The organism is Vibrio maerlii, assembly GCF_003415655.1.
Taxonomy (GTDB): Bacteria; Pseudomonadota; Gammaproteobacteria; order Enterobacterales; family Vibrionaceae; genus Vibrio; species Vibrio maerlii.
Genome location: NZ_QRHC01000017.1, coordinates 12,353 through 30,055, shown reverse-complemented (window position 1 = coordinate 30,055; position 17,703 = coordinate 12,353). Strand labels below are relative to the sequence as shown.

Here is a 17,703-nt window from a genome sequence, read left to right as displayed (position 1 = left end):
CGTTAGATTAATTACTTACCAATACAGAAAGAAGAGAAGATGCGACCTAGAAGGTCATCAGAACTGAACTCTCCTGTAATCTCATTGAGATGCTGCTGAGCGATACGCAGTTCTTCTGCGAGGATTTCACCTGCCATATAGCCTTCAAGTTGTTGCTGACCTATGTCAAGGTGCTCTGCGGCACGTTCAAGCGCGTCCAGGTGACGACGGCGAGCCATAAAGCCTCCTTCGCTGCTACCTGCAAATCCCATACACTCTTTTAAGTGGTTCCTTAGCGCATCAACTCCCTCGCCAGTCTTTGCCGAAAGGCGGATAAGGGTAGGGTCGTTGACATGGCAGATCCCGAGTGACTCGCCGGTTTGATCTGCTTTATTGCGGATCACGGTCATGCCGATACTTTGCGGTAAGCGATCAACAAAGTCTGGCCAGATATCTTTAGGATCGGTGGCCTCAGTTGTCGTGCCATCTACCATGAAAAGAACACGGTCAGCTTGTTCAATCTCTTCCCAAGCACGCTCAATACCGATTTTTTCGACCTCATCAGATGCATCACGTAGCCCCGCTGTATCAATAATGTGCAGTGGCATACCATCAATATGGATATGTTCACGTAATACATCACGAGTGGTACCGGCAATATCGGTCACAATCGCAGAGTCTTTGCCTGATAATGCGTTAAGTAGGCTCGATTTACCTGCGTTAGGGCGACCAGCAATCACCACCTTCATACCTTCACGCATAATTGCGCCTTGGTTGGCTTCTTTGCGAACATCGGCAAGGTTATCGATGATGCGTTGTAAGTCACCTGCTACCTTGCCATCAGCTAGAAAATCGATCTCTTCTTCAGGGAAGTCGATAGCCGCTTCAACGTAAATGCGTAAGTGGATAAGAGATTCCACCAGCGTAGTGATGCGCTTAGAGAATGCGCCTTGTAGCGATTGAAGAGCTGATTTTGCTGCTTCTTCAGAGCTTGCATCGATGAGGTCTGCAATCGCCTCAGCTTGAGCAAGGTCGAGCTTGTCATTGAGGAATGCACGCTCGGAGAACTCACCAGGACGCGCGGTACGAATGCCAGGAATTTGCAGAATGCGCTTAATGAGCATGTCCATAACGACAGGGCCGCCATGGCCTTGCAGCTCGAGTACATCCTCACCGGTGAATGAGTGAGGGTTAGGGAAGTAAAGGGCAATACCTTGATCAAGCTGTGTGCCGTCTTGAGCTTTAAAAGGAAGGTACTCTGCATAGCGAGGCTTAAGTGCTTTACCTGTCACTTCTAAAGCAACTTGCGCTGCTTGAGGGCCAGAGACGCGGATGATGCCTACACCGCCGCGACCTAATGCTGTTGCCTGAGCAACGATAGTATCTGTGGTCATAGTTTTGCCAAATATCTTGTTTGCTAGATAGAGTTTGTTGACTCTATATAGGTCATGAAACCTTAATTCGTTAGCTGAATTGTAATCAGCACAATAGAAAAAGGCGACCTTTTGGCCGCCTTTCTTTTATTTACTTATCTAAGCCTTGCTGGAAGCGTTACTTAGAATGCAAACCTTTCTTCTCAAGCGCTTTGTAAATCAGCGTTTGTTGAATCAGGGTTACGATGTTCGATACTAGCCAGTAAAGAACCAGACCTGATGGGAAGAATAGGAAGAAGAATGTGAACATGACAGGCATGAATGTCATGATCTTCTGCTGCATTGGATCCGTTACTGTCGTTGGGCTCATCTTCTGGATTAGGAACATAGAAGCACCCATCAGTAGAGGCAAGATGTAGTAAGGGTCTTGCGCTGAAAGGTCTGTGATCCAACCGAAGAATGGAGAGTGACGAAGCTCTACCGACTCCATTAGCGCCCAGTAAAGTGCGATGAAGATAGGCATCTGTAGAAGGATTGGTAAACAGCCACCAAGTGGGTTTACTTTCTCTTTCTTGTACAGTTCCATCATCTCTTGGCTCATGCGCTGACGGTCGTCGCCGATACGCTCACGCATTGCTTGTAGCTTAGGCTGAAGCATGCGCATTTTTGCCATAGAGGTGTACTGAGCCTTCGTTAGTGGGTACATAGCACCACGAACGATGAAGGTTAGACAGATGATTGCGATACCCCAGTTAGACACGATGCCTTGGATGAAAGACAGTAGTGTGTGAAGAGGTTTTGCAATGAACCATAGCCAGCCGTAGTCCACTACTAGGTCTAAGTTAGGCGCAACTTCTGCCATGTCAGATTGAAGTTTTGGACCCACCCAAAGCGTTGCTTTGAAGTTTGCTGAGTCGCCATCTGCAATGGTTTTGTTTGGCATACGAACACCGATATCGCCAAGATTGCCGATAACGCGAGTGTATAGGTTTGTACCTGGTTCGTTACGTGGGATCCACGCTGTTGCGAAGTAGTGCTGGATCATTGCTGCCCAACCTTGACCGTTCGCTAGGTTAAGAGACAGATTGCGATCTTGCATGTCATCGAAGCTGTACTTCTTGTAACGAGTATCTTCAGTTGAGTATGCGCCGCCACGGTAAGTTGGCATTGTTAGGCTACCACCAGCATCAACAACACTTTGACGTAGGTGCGCGTACATACCAAATGTTGCATTGTTGCCAGACTTGTTCACTACATCGTATTCAACATCGATAGCGTAACTACCACGTTTTACGATGAATGTTTTGGTGTACTCAAGGCCGTTTGCTTGGTAAGTCAGTGGAATACGAACTTCATCCTGGCCGTCAGCTAGGTTAAAGCTGTCTGCAGATACGGAGTAAGCAGGACGGTTTGTGCTGCTTAGGTCGATACCTTGAGGGCCAACTAGACCACTTTGTGCAATAAATTGATGGCCTTGCTCGTTTTGCAGAAGAACAAATGTTTCTTCTGATTCAAGCTCTGCAGCGTATTCATTTAGGTTCGCTGTAATTACGTCACCACCAACTGTGTCGATAGACAGAGTCAATACGTCCGTAGTCACGGTGATTGTTTTCGCTGAAGCTGCTTGTTGGCCCGGTGCCGGGTCTAGCTCATCAGCAAAAGATGGTGCAGGTAGTGTACTGCTTGATTGTGCCTGTTGTGCCGCAGGTGCTGGGTTCTTTGCTGCTTGCCATTGGTTAAATAGCATGAAAGAAACGAGCGCCAATGCGATTAACAGGATATTACGTTGAGAATCCATCGTTATTTATCTCTGTCTTGTTTTTTCACTGGTGGAACGGGGTCGTAAGTCCAACCCTTATTATTCAAAGGGTGGCATTTTAATAGACGTTTGCTTGATAACCAACTCCCTTTTACAAAACCGTGAGCTTTCAACGCTTCTAGGGCATATGTAGAGCAAGTTGGGGTAAAACGACAGCGTGGTCCAAGAAGAGGACTAATGAAACCTTGGTAAAAACGGACGAATCCGATTGCTAGCCGCGTTGCGGGCGAGATAGGCGCTGCCATAACTTATCAAATAGTTTGAACATTTCGTCATTGCTGAGATCTTGTGCGCTTTTCTTCGCAATCACAACAAAATCTTTGTTAGGAAGTTTGTGCTGAGATGTACGAAAGCTTTCACGAGCCAATCGCTTGAAACGGTTTCGGCCAACAGCAGTTTTAATCTGTTTTTTTGGAACGGCTAATCCGAGGCGTGGATGAGAAAGAGAGTTTTTGCGAGCAATGATGGTGAAATGTGGGGAGCCAGCTCGATGAGCTTGCTTGAAGACATTTTGATAATGCTCGGGAGTTAACAAGCGTAACTCCCGATTAAATGCGTACTTATTCAAAATAATCGCGAATTATTTTGATAGGCGCGCACGGCCTTTTGCACGACGTGCATTGATTACTTTACGACCGTTCTTAGTCGCCATGCGTGCACGGAAACCGTGAGTACGCTTGCGCTTTAGAACTGAAGGTTGAAAAGTGCGTTTAGACATGGTTATTACCTTTACTGATCAGTAGTTTTTAGGTTTATACAAACCCGACGTGGGTTAAGTTTTTCTTCTTTATATAAAGAGAAAATCCGACGTCTCTCAACAAAGAGGCGGAATTGTAATCACTGTCCTATAAATAGTCAATGATTGGGTTTTTAAAAATTCCGGTCGACGGATTATACGGGTTGTGAGTTAAATCACAAGGATCGATTGATCCTTTCTTTCGATCTTAGTTACACACCAACCTGATTTAAAAAGCGCTGCAACTTAGGATCTTGTGGATTGTTGAAGATATCCTGTGGAGATCCTTGTTCAACAATATGGCCATCAGCCATAAAGATCACCTTGTCAGCGACTTCTTTGGCGAATTGCATTTCGTGTGTTACTACCAACATTGTTTGATGCTTCTTCGCTAAGTCCTTCATTAATTGGAGAACTTCTCCAACCCATTCAGGATCCAGTGCCGATGTTGGCTCATCAAACAACAATAATTCTGGCTCTAGTGCCATCGCTCGGCCGATACCCACACGCTGCTGTTGACCACCGGAAAGAGCCGCTGGATAACTTTCTGACTTATCCCCAAGTCCAATCTCATTGAGGATTTGTTGTGCCTTCTCATAAGCCTGTTCTTTCTTCCAACCGCGTACTGTGATCAGTCCTTCTGCGATGTTTTGCTTCGCAGTAAGGTGGGCAAAGAGAGCATAGTTTTGGAAAACAAAGCCTGTTTTTCGGCGTAGAGCGAGTACTTCGGCCTTGGTGTGCTTTTCTGTATCAACGCTCACGTCATCAATGCTGATAGTGCCTTTGTTCGCCTGTTCCAAGAAGTTCACCGTGCGGAGCAGGGTGGATTTACCGGTACCACTAGAACCGATGATAACCACTATCTCACCCTGATTGATTTCGATATCGATACCCTTAAGAACCTCTGTATCGCCAAAGTTTTTATGGATGTTATGCAGTTTGATCATCGTACATACGCCTTATTCAGTTTGGCTTCTGCCCAAATTTGTACTCGCGTAAGAATAACCACCACGCCCCAGTAGATTAGTGCTACCGCGAGGAAAGCCTCGAAGAAACGGAAGCTTGATGACGCCTCCATTTGAGCTTTGGCCATGATTTCAGCTACACCCAGCGTAAAGGCAAGTGAGGTCGACTTAATCATATCGATGAAATAGTTCATCAAAGAAGGCAGAGCGACACGTGTAGCTTGCGGAAGAATGATACGGCGCATCGCTTGGCTAGTTGTCATACCGACTGACAAGCTTGCTTCCATCTGGCTACGGTCAATACCGATAATCGCTGCGCGAATACTCTCTGCCATGTAAGCGGCAAAGTGTAGGGTTAAGCCTATAACGGCTGCACTGAACGCATCTAAACCCACTAACAACGGAAAAACCTGAGGTAGACCGTAATAAAGCAGGAACAGTTGCACTAATAATGGGGTGCCACGGAAGAAGCTAATGTAAAGCTGGCTAAGCTGGTCGAGCACAGGGATCTTGAATACGCGAATATTCGCCAGGATCACTGAGAGAATAAGGGAGAAAAATAATCCCCAGATCGCCATCTCCATAGTGGTACCCAAATACTTGAGCAGAATAGGCAACAGCTCAAGCATATAATTAAAGTCAAAACCCATAATACATCTCTATTTTGATTTTCATTTTGCTGGAGGGGTGAAAAAATAAAACCCACTGCTCAAGCAAAGCAGTGGGCTACAAGGTTTACAAGTCAGGATTACTTTTGAGTAATGTCTGCGCCAAACCACTTGTTTGAGATTTCAGCCAGAGTACCGTCTTCACGCATCTCTGCGAGCGCTTTGTTCACCTCAGCTTGTAGCTCTAAACCACGCTCGTTGTTAACAAACGGCCATGCGTTTTCAATCGTTTCGAAAGGTTGGCCCGCAAGTTGTAGCGGTAGACCTGTCTTCTTAATTAGCTCAAGTGCTGATAAGCGATCCATCACAAATGCATCTGCACGACCTAGTGCAACATCATGCTCGATACCCGTGTCGTAAGTCTTGATGTTGATCTTGCCATCTTTGTCGTAGCTACGAAGTAACTGTTCAAAGTTTGAACCTAGGTTTACTGCAACAGTTTTTCCTTCTAGGTCTTCAACACCCTGGATTGCATCGTTTCCTTTACGTACAGTGATTTGTGCACCATCAACCACATATGGGTCAGCAAATAGGTACTTCGCTTTACGCGCATCGGTCATGGTGATTTGGTTAGAAATTGTATCGATACGACCTGTTTCTAGTAGGCCGAATAAACCAGAAAAGTTCGCGGTAACGTATTCCACTTTATAGTCGTTACGCTTACCAATCTCATCCCACAGGTCAACTTCAAAGCCCTGCAGTTGGTCTTGCTTAACAAAAGTGAATGGGAAGTAGCGGCCAGACATGCCAACTTTTACTTCTGTTAGGTTAGCTTCCGCTGCTGCTTGAACGGTAGCAGCAGATAGTGCGATTGCTGCTACTGCAGCCTTGATCCAGTTTTTCATAATACAGCTCCGAAATTCTTTAGAACGGAATACTACTGTTACTTAGCATCGATAGATAAATAACTTAGTGCCATAACCTAGAGCGATAGAGAATAAGTTAGGTAATCGATGCTTTACCATTTATAGCATCAATCATTTATCTGTGTGCTGTTTGTGAAAAGTAAGCGGCAAAAAAGGATCCTTATTGGCTTGATGAAACACTTTCATTCACAGACTTATCACCAGAAAAGGGATCTTTATTAAATGGCGTATAAAAGGACAGATCTTGGCTTTATGTGGATCATTGTGTGTATAGTTTTGGTGCATCTTGTGTGGATCCGAGCATATTTCGAAAAAATATGTGAATAACTTCGATCTTATTCACTGGATCGTCGATCAATCGCTGGCGATCTCGGTTATCAACAGGTAAAATTGCCCGTCTTTTCAGATTTTGATTTTAGGGTGAGGTCAAAGTGTCATCTTCGTTATGGATGCAATGTTTGCAACAGCTTCAAGAAGAGCTACCAGCGACTGAATTTAGTATGTGGGTACGCCCACTTCAGGCTGAGCTCAATGACAACACGCTCACCTTATTTGCACCTAACCGTTTCGTTTTAGACTGGGTTAGAGATAAGTACCTCAACAACATTAACCGCCTGCTTCAAGAGTACTGCGGTAATGATATGCCAAGCCTGCGCTTTGAAGTTGGTAGCAAGCCTGTATCGGCACCACCACCGAAGCCAACTCGAACACCCGCTGATGTTGCTGCTGAATCTTCAGCACCAGCCCAACTGCAAGCTCGTAAGCCTATCCATAAAACATGGGATGATGATGCACAAGCGGTTGCTGATATCAATCACCGCTCAAACGTGAATCCTAAACATAAGTTCAATAACTTTGTTGAGGGTAAGTCGAATCAGCTTGGCTTAGCAGCAGCACGTCAGGTATCGGATAACCCTGGTACCGCATATAACCCTCTATTCTTGTACGGTGGTACTGGCCTAGGTAAAACTCACCTGTTGCACGCGGTCGGTAATGCGATTGTGGATAACAAGCCAAATGCGAAAGTGGTGTACATGCACTCTGAGCGTTTCGTACAAGATATGGTTAAGGCGCTGCAAAACAACGCGATTGAAGAATTTAAGCGCTACTATCGTAGTGTTGATGCACTATTGATCGATGATATCCAATTCTTCGCTAATAAAGAGCGCTCTCAAGAAGAGTTCTTCCATACCTTTAACGCGCTGTTAGAGGGTAATCAGCAGATCATTCTTACCTCCGACCGTTATCCGAAAGAGATCAACGGGGTAGAAGATCGCCTGAAATCTCGATTTGGTTGGGGCTTAACGGTTGCAATCGAGCCGCCTGAGCTTGAAACGCGTGTTGCGATCTTAATGAAAAAGGCAGAAGACCACCAAATTCATCTAGCTGATGAAGTGGCATTCTTTATCGCTAAGCGTCTACGTTCTAACGTTCGTGAGCTAGAAGGTGCATTGAACCGTGTTATTGCGAATGCTAACTTTACGGGTCGTCCAATTACTATCGATTTTGTGCGTGAAGCATTGCGTGACTTACTTGCACTGCAAGAAAAGCTGGTCACTATCGATAACATCCAGAAGACGGTTGCTGAATACTACAAGATTAAAGTTGCCGATCTGCTTTCTAAGCGTCGCTCTCGCTCTGTCGCTCGTCCTCGTCAGCTAGCGATGGCGCTAGCAAAAGAGCTGACCAACCACAGCTTACCAGAGATTGGTGATGCGTTCGGTGGTCGTGACCATACAACGGTTCTGCATGCTTGTCGTAAAATCGAGCAGCTTCGTGAAGAAAGTCATGATATTAAAGAAGATTACTCGAATTTGATTCGCACTTTATCTTCTTAATTATTTCCAAACGCATTGGATACAATTAATCTAAACTAATGACTAAAGCCATCGAACTCCGATGGCTTTATGTGTACAAAGAGCAGAAAGAAAAAGAGCACGAAATGAAATTTACCATCGAACGCAGTCATATACTGAAACCGCTCCAACAAGTGTCTGGTGCTCTTGGTGGACGCCCAACGTTACCAATTCTTGGCAACCTACTTATCCAAGTTGAAAACGGTCAACTATCGATGACAGCGACCGACCTTGAGGTTGAACTGATCAGTAAGGTGACACTTGAGGGTGAGTTTGAGGCTGGCAGCATTACCGTACCTTCTCGTAAGTTTCTTGATATCTGTCGTGGTCTGCCTGATGGTGCAAACATTACTGTCGTTTTGCAGGCTGATCGTGTTCAAGTGCGTTCAGGCCGCTCGCGGTTCTCACTATCCACACTTCCTGCGTCAGACTTCCCGAACATTGAGGATTGGCAAAGCGAGGTTGAAATCTCCCTAACACAAGGCGAGCTACGTAGCCTAATCGAGAAGACACAGTTCTCAATGGCGAACCAAGACGTGCGTTATTACCTTAACGGCATGCTGTTTGAGATCGATGGTGACATTTTACGCAGTGTTGCAACTGATGGACACCGAATGGCGGTATCTCAGGCTTCAATGGGTGCTGACTTCGAAAAGCAACAGATCATTTTGCCACGCAAGGGTGTGCAGGAGTTGGTTAAGTTGTTAGATGCACCAGAACAACCTGTTACGCTGCAGATTGGTAATTCAAACCTTCGTGCAGAGGTGAACAACTTTGTATTTACCTCTAAGCTAGTTGATGGTCGTTTCCCGGATTACCGTCGCGTAATGCCGCAAAACACCACTAAGACACTTGAAGCAAACTGTGATGAGCTACGCCAAGCTTTCTCTCGTGCAGCTATTCTGTCTAATGAAAAGTTCCGTGGTGTGCGTGTTAACCTGGCGGACAGCGAGATGCGCATTACCGCAAATAACCCAGAGCAAGAAGAAGCCGAAGAGATGTTAGATGTCAGCTTTGAGGGTGATGCTATCGAGATAGGCTTCAATGTCAGCTATGTACTCGATGTGCTAAATACGCTTCGTTGTGAGAAAGTACGTATCTCGATGTCAGATGCCAATGCGAGTGCCCTGATTGAAAATGCCGATGATGACAGCGCGATGTATGTCGTGATGCCAATTCGCTTATAAGGCTCTGACAACAACTAATCATGCCTCTTAAACGAATCATCGTTCAGCAGTTTAGAAACATTAAAGCCTGTGACATTGAACTGTCATCAGGCTTTAACTTTCTTATTGGCGTCAACGGAAGTGGCAAAACGAGCCTGTTAGAGGCCATTTACCTGCTGGGTCACGGTCGCTCATTTAAGAGCTCATTGACCGGTCGAATCATCCAAAATGACTGCCCAGAATTGTTTATCCATGGTCGTTTTTTGACATCTGATCAATTTGAGCTGCCCATTGGCATTAATAAGCAGCGCGATGGCACAACAGAGGTTAAAATAGGCGGCCAGTCTGGACAAAAGCTTGCTCAGTTAACCCAGGTATTACCGTTACAGTTGATCCACCCTGAAGGGTTCGATTTGTTGACCGATGGACCTAAATTTCGTCGTGCATTTATCGACTGGGGTGTGTTCTATACTGAGCCTAAGTTTTATGAAGCGTGGGGCCGATTCAAGCGCCTCAGCAAACAACGTAATGCATTGCTGAAAACCGCTTCCAGCTATCGAGAGCTCAAATACTGGGACAACGAGATGGCAGCGCTTGCTGAGCAAATCAGCGAGTGGCGAGCTAACTACGTGGAACAATTGCTGGAAGAAGCTCGAGATATCTGCAAGGACTTCTTACCGGAGTTTGATATCCAGATTAACTACTATCGAGGTTGGGATAAAAACACCCCTTACCAAGAGATCCTAGAGGGTAACTTCGAGCGTGACCAAGCGCTAGGGTATACCTTTAGTGGCCCGAACAAGGCCGATTTGAAGATTAAAGTGAATGGCACTCCTGTTGAGGATGTGTTGTCACGTGGTCAGCTTAAATTGATGGTGTGTGCATTGCGTGTAGCGCAGGGGCAGCATCTGACTAAGGTGACTGGAAAGCAATGTATCTACCTAATAGATGACTTTGCATCCGAACTAGATAGCCAACGTCGCCAGCGTCTTGCTGACTGCTTGAAGTCGACGGGGGCACAAGTTTTTGTAAGCTCTATAACTGAAGGCCAAATAGCCGACATGGTCGACGAAAATGGCAAGATGTTTCATGTGGAACATGGCACAATAGAGCCAAAGTAAATAGTGGAAGATAACTAATGTCAGAGAATTACGATTCATCGAGTATTAAAGTACTGAAGGGTCTGGATGCAGTTCGTAAGCGTCCTGGAATGTACATCGGCGACACGGATGATGGTACCGGTCTACACCACATGGTTTTTGAGGTCGTAGATAACTCGATCGATGAAGCATTAGCTGGCCACTGTAACGACATCATTGTAACGATTCACGATGACAACTCGGTTTCTGTTCGAGATGACGGTCGTGGTATCCCAACTGAAATGCACCCAGAAGAACAAGTATCTGCGGCAGAAGTTATCATGACGGTACTTCACGCAGGTGGTAAGTTCGATGACAACTCATACAAGGTATCGGGCGGTCTGCACGGCGTAGGTGTTTCAGTAGTAAACGCACTTTCTAAGCAAGTAACGCTAACCATCCATCGTGGTGGTCAAATTCATACTCAAACATACCACCACGGTGAGCCTCAAGCGCCACTAGCAGTGATTGGTGAGACAGATAAAACGGGTACTGAAATTCGTTTCTGGCCAAGTGAAGATACGTTCTCCAATGTTGAGTTCCACTACGATATCCTAGCGAAGCGTTTACGTGAGCTGTCTTTCCTTAACTCTGGCGTATCAATCAAGCTGCGTGACGAGCGTGAAGAAGACAAAGGCGATCACTTCATGTTTGAAGGTGGTATTCAAGCATTCGTTGAGCACCTAAACACGAACAAAACACCAATCATCCAGAAGATTTTCCACTTCGACAACGAGCGTGATGACGGCATCACGGTAGAAGTGGCAATGCAATGGAACGATGGCTACCAAGAAAATATCTTCTGTTTTACCAACAATATCCCTCAGCGTGATGGTGGTACTCACCTTGCTGGTTTCCGTGCAGCCTTGACTCGTACCCTGAACTCGTTCATGGACAAAGAAGGCTTCTCTAAGAAAGCGAAAACTGCAACATCAGGCGATGATGCTCGTGAAGGTCTAACAGCAGTTATTTCGGTTAAAGTGCCGGATCCTAAGTTCTCTAGCCAGACAAAAGACAAGCTGGTTTCCTCTGAAGTGAAGTCTGCAGTAGAACAAGCAATGGGTGAGAAGCTGTCTGAGTTCCTGATTGAGAACCCAACAGAAGCGAAAACAGTTTGTACTAAGATCATTGATGCAGCTCGTGCGCGTGATGCAGCACGTAAAGCGCGTGAAATGACTCGTCGTAAAGGCGCACTGGACCTAGCAGGTCTTCCAGGCAAACTTGCTGACTGTCAGGAAAAAGATCCTGCGCTGTCTGAACTCTACATAGTGGAGGGTGATTCGGCAGGCGGCTCCGCAAAACAAGGCCGTAACCGTAAGAACCAAGCGATTCTTCCACTGAAAGGTAAAATCCTTAACGTAGAGAAAGCACGCTTCGATAAGATGCTTTCTTCGCAAGAGGTTGCAACACTAATTACTGCACTAGGCTGTGGTATTGGCCGTGAAGAGTACAACCCAGATAAGCTGCGCTACCACAACATCATCATCATGACCGATGCTGATGTCGATGGTTCTCACATCCGTACTCTACTTCTGACGTTCTTCTACCGTCAAATGCCTGAGCTTATCGAGCGTGGCTACGTGTACATCGCTCAGCCGCCACTATACAAAGTGAAGAAAGGCAAACAAGAGCAGTACATCAAAGACGAAGACGCAATGAATCAATACCAGGTTGCTCTTGCGCTAGATAACGCGGCACTACATGTAAATGCTGACGCACCAGCGCTTGCTGGTGAAGCTCTAGAGAAACTGGTTCAACAGTACAATGCAGGTATGAAGCTGGTGGATCGCATGAGCCGCCGTTACCCACACGCATTGATACACGAACTGACTTACGTACCTCGTATTACAGCAGAGCAGTGCCACGATGCAGCAGCGGTCGAAGCTTGGGGCAAACAACTTGTTGAGCAATTGAATGCAAAAGAAGTGGGTGCAAGCCAATATAGCCTTGAGGTCGAGCAACATGCAGAGCTTGGTCTAAGCGTACCTAAGATTATTGTTCGTACTCACGGCGTGACGCACGAGCATGTTCTGTCGGTAGACCTGATTAACTCGAAAGAGTACGGCAAGCTAGCCGATCTATCTGAGGCGCTAGAAGGCCTGATTGAAGAGGGTGCTTACATTAAACGTGGTGAGCGTACTCAGCCGGTTTCAAACTTTGTTGATGCACTGAACTGGTTGATCAAAGAGTCACGTCGTGGTCTAAGCCTACAGCGCTACAAAGGTCTAGGTGAGATGAACCCTGATCAGCTTTGGGAAACCACTATGGACCCAGAGACGCGCCGCATGATGCAGGTAACGATTGAAGATGCAGTCGGTGCAGACCAACTGTTCACGACGCTAATGGGTGACCAAGTAGAGCCTCGTCGTAACTTTATCGAAGAGAATGCTCTGAAAGTTGCAAACTTAGACGTTTAGTATCTTTGATACTTCGCTCTTTCGCTTAATTTCTGTGTCAGAGGTGCTCACATACATTCGTATGCTCCGCGCCTCTTCCTTGAACTAAAGCCAAAATAGCTTCGTCTCAAAAAACTAAAATCATTTTAAAGCACTATCCTTTGGATGGTGCTTTTTTACGTTTGTTAAGGTATTGAAAATTATTGAGTTGGAAAAATAATTGAAAATAATCCCTTGAAACTATTTTGACCAATCCACATATCTAGTTGTGAAGAGGGATGGCTGTCTTGCTCAAGAGAGAAGAAACAGAACCTCTATATCAATGCCGTTAATTAGATGCCCGGAGATCGCGTAGAGAAAATCATTTAGAACGAGGCGTAGATTGTGATAGCTAGTTATTCTACCTATAAAATCTACAACGAAGTTATCAGTGATTTTAACAAGCGAGAACGTTCAGATAATTGATGGAATTGATATCAAATCGCCAATAAGGTATCGCTCAGGAGAGGATGATCTTAGAGGCACACAACTTAAATTGACTTAATCCTATGTCCCAGCGCTAAGAGAGCCAGAGGAGTAGAGAAAGAGTCCCTTAGTCGGCAATGATCGAACACAGAATCGATCCGAGCAAACTCACGGCTAAGACTATTGCTTACTAAAAGGATAGCATTATGAGAACTGTAGATTTCACTCCACTTTACCGCAACGCAATTGGCTTTGACCGTCTATTCAACATGATGGAATCGAGCTCTTCAAAGAACACTTCTGGCGGTTTCCCTCCATACAACATCGAGCAGAAAGATGAGAACAACTTCCGTATCACCATGGCAGTTGCAGGCTTTGCTGAAGAACAGTTAGACCTGACTCAAAAAGAAAACATGCTGATCGTTAAGGGTGAGCGCAAAACAGAAGAAGAGAAGAAATACGTGTACCAAGGTATCGCAGAGCGTGATTTCGAGCGTAAATTCCAGCTAGCTGACTACGTAAAAGTAGTAGGTGCAAGCATGGAGAATGGTCTGCTACACGTTGACCTAGAGCGCGAGATCCCAGAAGCGATGCAGCCGCGTAAGATTGCAATTGGTGGCAACAACCTCATTGAGGGTTAACCACTTCAGGCTTTAACTAGCCAGATATATCGGGAATAAGAGTGAAAGAGCACCACTATTTTTCAAAGAATGGGTGCTCTTTTTGTATCTAAAGGAAATGAATACTTAGCCTTGCTGGTATGCCCTTTCTACCTCTTCAGCAATTATCTTGATGCCTTTCTGCATCATCTCATCATCCTGAACGTAGTTCATTCGTAGGCACTGGTGAGCGTGGTCCCACTCATCTTCCTGACCAATAAAGAAGTATTCGCCCGGTACAATTAATACGCCACGTGCTTTCAAGCGCTTGTATAGCTCCATTGTGGTGATTGGCAGCTCATCAAACCACAGCCATAGGAAGATCGCTCCTTCAGGCTTGTGAATGCGGAAGCGCGGGTCAGTGATTGTGGTTTGTAGCAGTTCAACCGCACGCTGTGATTTCTGTTGATAGAACGGCTTGATGGTTTCTTCACTGAGCCTCAGTAGATCGCCATTCTCAATCATATGATGACCAAGAGCAGGGCCAATACTGCCCGGCGCTAAGCTGATAATGCCATTCATGTTGGTCATCGCTTGGGTAACTTCTTCACTCGCGATCACGATGCCGCAGCGCACCCCTGGCAGACCTAATTTAGATAGGCTCATACAAAGGATGGTGTTTTCATTCCAGAATGGTTCCACATCCTCAAAGATGATGTTTGGGAATGGCAGGCCGTAGGCGTTATCAATGATCAGCGGGATGTTGTTCTCACGCGCTAGCTTATCCAACTTGTGGATTTCTTCGTCGGTCAGTACGTTGCCAGTTGGGTTGGTCGGACGTGAAGCGCAGATAGCAGCAACAGAGTCATCCACCTTTAACTGCTCAAAATCAACGTGGTATTTGAACTGGCGGTTTTCTAATAGCTCAATCTCTGGGTGGTAAGAGACAAAGATATTGTCGTCAATGCCAGCATCACCGTATCCAATGTATTCCGGCGCCAGTGGTAGCAAGATCTTCTTATGTGAACCATCAGGCTGTTTACCCGCAAGCAGGTTAAACAGATAGAAGAAGCCACTTTGGCTACCATTCGTTAAGCTGATGTTCTTTTCGCTGATGTCCCAGCCGTAAGTGTCTTTTAGCAGCTTAGCTAATGCTCTAACAAATACGTCCTTGCCTTGAGGACCATCGTAGTTGGCGAGCGCCCCTATGAGGTCGCCACTGGCGAGGAGTTCTCCGGCGGCTTGGTGAAAGTAATCGAGCATGGCAGGAATGGCTGCTGGGTTACCACCACCTAGCATGATGGCACCTGGTGTGCGTAGACCATCATTCAAATCATCCATTAACTGCGTAATACCTGAGTACTGATTAAATTTTTCACCAAATTGAGAGAACTGCATGTGTCTTGTTACCTAATTCATTGTGTATCTTTTGTTGTGTGAATGGACTGAGTTTAGGAAGCAAACTCAGCGAATAAGTGTACTTCGAACATACCGCAACGAATTTGCGACGAAAAGCACTATTTGTAGGTATTTATAAAAGAAAAGCCCAACTCGGATGAGTTGGGCTTGAGAATGTTCTTACAAACGGTCGTTATTACTTCTGTAGAAGTGAAATATCCGCAATCTGTAGGAATAGGTTACGCAGGTTGTTGAGTAGCGTTAGACGGTTTTTCTTCAGAGCTTCGTCGTCAGCCATTACCATTACGTTATCGAAGAATGCATCTACTGGCTCACGTAGCTCAGCTAGCTTGCTTAGTGCTTCTTGGTAGTTACCCGTCGCAAATGCTGGCTCAAGTGCTTCTGTCATCACTTCAACGTTTTCTGCTAGCGTCTTCTCTGCGTCTTCTTGTAGAAGTGCCAGGTCGATTTCTGCTGCTAGTTCGCCGTCGAATTTCGCTAGGATGTTACCTACACGCTTGTTCGCTGCCGCTAGTGCTTCTGCTGCTTCTAGCTCACGGAAGTGAGATACCGCTTTAACGCGTTGGTCGAAGTCTGCTGGCTTCGTTGGACGGTTAGCCAGTACAGCTTGGATGATGTCCACGCTGAAGCCTTCGTCTTTGTACCATGCGTTGAAGCGACCAAGCATGAAGTCGATTACGTCGTTTGCAACGTTCGCGTTAGTCAGCTTGTCGCCAAATAGAGACTGAGCTTTCGCAATTAGGTCTGTTAGATCTAAGTTGTAGCCGTTTTCAACGATGATGCGCAGCACACCTAGTGATGCACGACGTAGAGCGAATGGATCAGAACCTTTTGGCGCCTGGCCAATACCGAAGATACCTACGATAGTATCTAGCTTGTCAGCCATTGCTACTGCAGATGAGATGCCTGTGCTTGGTAGGTCGTCACCAGCGAAACGAGGCATGTACTGCTCGTACAGTGCCAGTGCAACTTGCTCGTCTTCACCATCGTGAGTTGCATAGTGCATGCCCATTACACCTTGAGTATCTGTAAATTCAAATACCATTGATGTCATTAGGTCACACTTCGCTAGTAGACCGGCACGCTTAGACTTTTCAATGTCAGCGTCGATTTGCTCAGCGATGTAGCCAGCAAGTTCTGTGATGCGGTCTGTCTTGTCTTTGATAGTACCAAGTTGCTTCTGGAAGATAGCTTGGTCTAGCTCAGATAGACGGTCGATAAGAGGACGCTTACGGTCAGTGTTAAAGAAGAATTCTGCATCCGCTAGACGTGGACGTACAACCTTCTCGTTACCTTCGATTACGTGGCGAGGCTCTTTAGACTCAATGTTTGAAACGAAGATAAAGTTTGGTAGTAGCTTCTTGTTTTCGTCGCCATTCTCATGTGAATAGACGGGGAAGTACTTCTGGTCACCCTTCATGGTGTAAACCAGTGCTTCAGAAGGAACCTTCAGGAACTCTTCTTCAAACTTCGCAGTAAGAACTACAGGCCATTCAACTAGCGATGTTACTTCTTCTACTAGGTCATCTTCTAGCTCAGTGATACCACCAACCGCTGCGCCTGCTTTTTCAGCATCAGCAAGGATGATCGCTTTACGCGCTTCGTAATCTGCCATTACTTTACCGCGCTCTTCTAGGATCGCTGGGTATTGCTCTGCAGAATCGATAGTGAACTCTTGTTCACCCATGAAACGGTGACCACGGATAGTGCGGTCAGAGGTTACGCCTAGGATCTCGCCTTCGATAAGGTCAGAGCCCATTAGCATCGTTAGCGTTTTCACTGGACGAATGAATTGAGTCGTCTTGTTACCCCAACGCATTGGCTTAGCGATTGGTAGGTTGCCCAGTGCTTTTGCTACTAGCTCAACAACGATTTCAGTCGTTGCTTGGCCTTTCACTTCTTGTTTGAAAAGAAGCCATTCGCCTTTGTCTGTTACTAAACGGTCAGCCTGCTCAACAGTGATGCCGTTACCACGAGCCCAACCTTGAGCAGCTTTAGTCGCATTGCCTTCAGCATCGAATGCTACAGAAACCGCAGGGCCACGCTTCTCAACCACTTTGTCAGCTTGACCTTCAGCAAGGCCAGCAATCTTAAGCGCTAGACGACGAGGAGCCGCGTACCATTTCACACCTTCGTGTGCTAGGTCAGCGCCTTTAAGCTCTACTTCGAAGTTTGCAGCGAAAGCTTCTGCCAGAGTGCGAAGCTGCGTTGGTGGTAGCTCTTCAGTACCCAGTTCAATTAGAAATTCTTTAGCCAT

The 17,703-nt window shown here is 46.0% G+C and carries 15 protein-coding genes; 5 read left to right on the top strand and 10 right to left on the bottom strand.

The features are described from left to right. Positions 1-11: 11 nt before the first annotated feature. The 8 genes from mnmE to DPF91_RS20485 all read right to left on the bottom strand — a co-directional run bounded on the left by mnmE (position 12) and on the right by DPF91_RS20485 (position 6,385). Complete coding sequence (gene mnmE / locus DPF91_RS20520) at positions 12-1,373, bottom strand: tRNA uridine-5-carboxymethylaminomethyl(34) synthesis GTPase MnmE (RefSeq protein ID WP_117236298.1); 1,362 nt, start codon at positions 1,371-1,373, stop codon at positions 12-14. A 157-nt stretch (positions 1,374-1,530) separates the two neighbouring features. Next, positions 1,531-3,150, bottom strand: a complete 1,620-nt coding sequence (gene yidC / locus DPF91_RS20515; RefSeq protein WP_117236297.1) for a membrane protein insertase YidC — start codon at positions 3,148-3,150, stop codon at positions 1,531-1,533. Positions 3,151-3,152: 2 nt separating this feature from the next. Then, positions 3,153-3,416: a membrane protein insertion efficiency factor YidD gene (gene yidD, locus DPF91_RS20510; protein ID WP_117236296.1), complete on the bottom strand. Its 264-nt coding sequence runs from the start codon at positions 3,414-3,416 to the stop codon at positions 3,153-3,155. Beyond that, positions 3,383-3,706 (bottom strand): ribonuclease P protein component, encoded by a 324-nt coding sequence (gene rnpA / locus DPF91_RS20505; protein WP_241033865.1) that lies wholly within the window; start codon positions 3,704-3,706, stop codon positions 3,383-3,385. The genes yidD and rnpA overlap by 34 nt, the downstream gene beginning before the upstream one ends. A 45-nt stretch (positions 3,707-3,751) precedes the next feature. After that, positions 3,752-3,889, bottom strand: coding sequence for a 50S ribosomal protein L34 (rpmH, locus tag DPF91_RS20500; protein ID WP_004400210.1), 138 nt, complete (start codon positions 3,887-3,889; stop codon positions 3,752-3,754). A gap of 230 nt (positions 3,890-4,119) precedes the next feature. Continuing rightward, a complete protein-coding gene (locus DPF91_RS20495; RefSeq protein ID WP_117236294.1) occupies positions 4,120-4,854 on the bottom strand; it encodes an amino acid ABC transporter ATP-binding protein in 735 nt (244 codons plus the stop codon). Next, on the bottom strand, positions 4,851-5,522 hold the full coding sequence (locus DPF91_RS20490) for an amino acid ABC transporter permease (RefSeq protein WP_117236293.1): 672 nt from the start codon (positions 5,520-5,522) through the stop codon (positions 4,851-4,853). Before DPF91_RS20490 ends, DPF91_RS20495 begins: the two co-directional genes overlap by 4 nt. Positions 5,523-5,620: 98 nt before the next feature. Next, positions 5,621-6,385: an amino acid ABC transporter substrate-binding protein gene (locus DPF91_RS20485; RefSeq protein WP_117236292.1), complete on the bottom strand. Its 765-nt coding sequence runs from the start codon at positions 6,383-6,385 to the stop codon at positions 5,621-5,623. 452 nt (positions 6,386-6,837) lie between these two features. Between DPF91_RS20485 and dnaA the strand changes: the two genes are divergently transcribed. The 5 genes from dnaA to DPF91_RS20460 all read left to right on the top strand — a co-directional run bounded on the left by dnaA (position 6,838) and on the right by DPF91_RS20460 (position 14,069). Further along, positions 6,838-8,244 carry a chromosomal replication initiator protein DnaA gene (gene dnaA, locus DPF91_RS20480; RefSeq protein ID WP_117236291.1) on the top strand — a complete coding sequence of 469 codons (1,407 nt, stop codon included), beginning with the start codon at positions 6,838-6,840 and terminating at the stop codon, positions 8,242-8,244. Between the two features lie 104 nt (positions 8,245-8,348). After that, entirely contained in the window at positions 8,349-9,449 is a 1,101-nt protein-coding gene (gene dnaN / locus DPF91_RS20475) for a DNA polymerase III subunit beta (protein WP_117236345.1), read from the top strand. Positions 9,450-9,469: 20 nt separating this feature from the next. Then, a complete protein-coding gene (gene recF, locus DPF91_RS20470; protein WP_117236290.1) occupies positions 9,470-10,549 on the top strand; it encodes a DNA replication/repair protein RecF in 1,080 nt (359 codons plus the stop codon). Positions 10,550-10,566: 17 nt separating this feature from the next. Next, positions 10,567-12,984: a DNA topoisomerase (ATP-hydrolyzing) subunit B gene (gene gyrB / locus DPF91_RS20465; RefSeq protein WP_117236289.1), complete on the top strand. Its 2,418-nt coding sequence runs from the start codon at positions 10,567-10,569 to the stop codon at positions 12,982-12,984. 650 nt (positions 12,985-13,634) lie between these two features. Continuing rightward, entirely contained in the window at positions 13,635-14,069 is a 435-nt protein-coding gene (locus tag DPF91_RS20460; RefSeq protein WP_117236288.1) for an Hsp20 family protein, read from the top strand. Positions 14,070-14,174: 105 nt separating this feature from the next. On the opposite strand, the gene DPF91_RS20455 is transcribed toward DPF91_RS20460, so the two are convergent. Both DPF91_RS20455 and glyS read right to left on the bottom strand, forming a co-directional pair. Next, entirely contained in the window at positions 14,175-15,425 is a 1,251-nt protein-coding gene (locus DPF91_RS20455; protein ID WP_117236287.1) for a valine--pyruvate transaminase, read from the bottom strand. Between the two features lie 196 nt (positions 15,426-15,621). Next, the gene (glyS, locus tag DPF91_RS20450; protein ID WP_117236286.1) at positions 15,622-17,703 is read right to left on the bottom strand and encodes a glycine--tRNA ligase subunit beta; all 2,082 of its coding nucleotides are present in this window, start codon (positions 17,701-17,703) and stop codon (positions 15,622-15,624) included.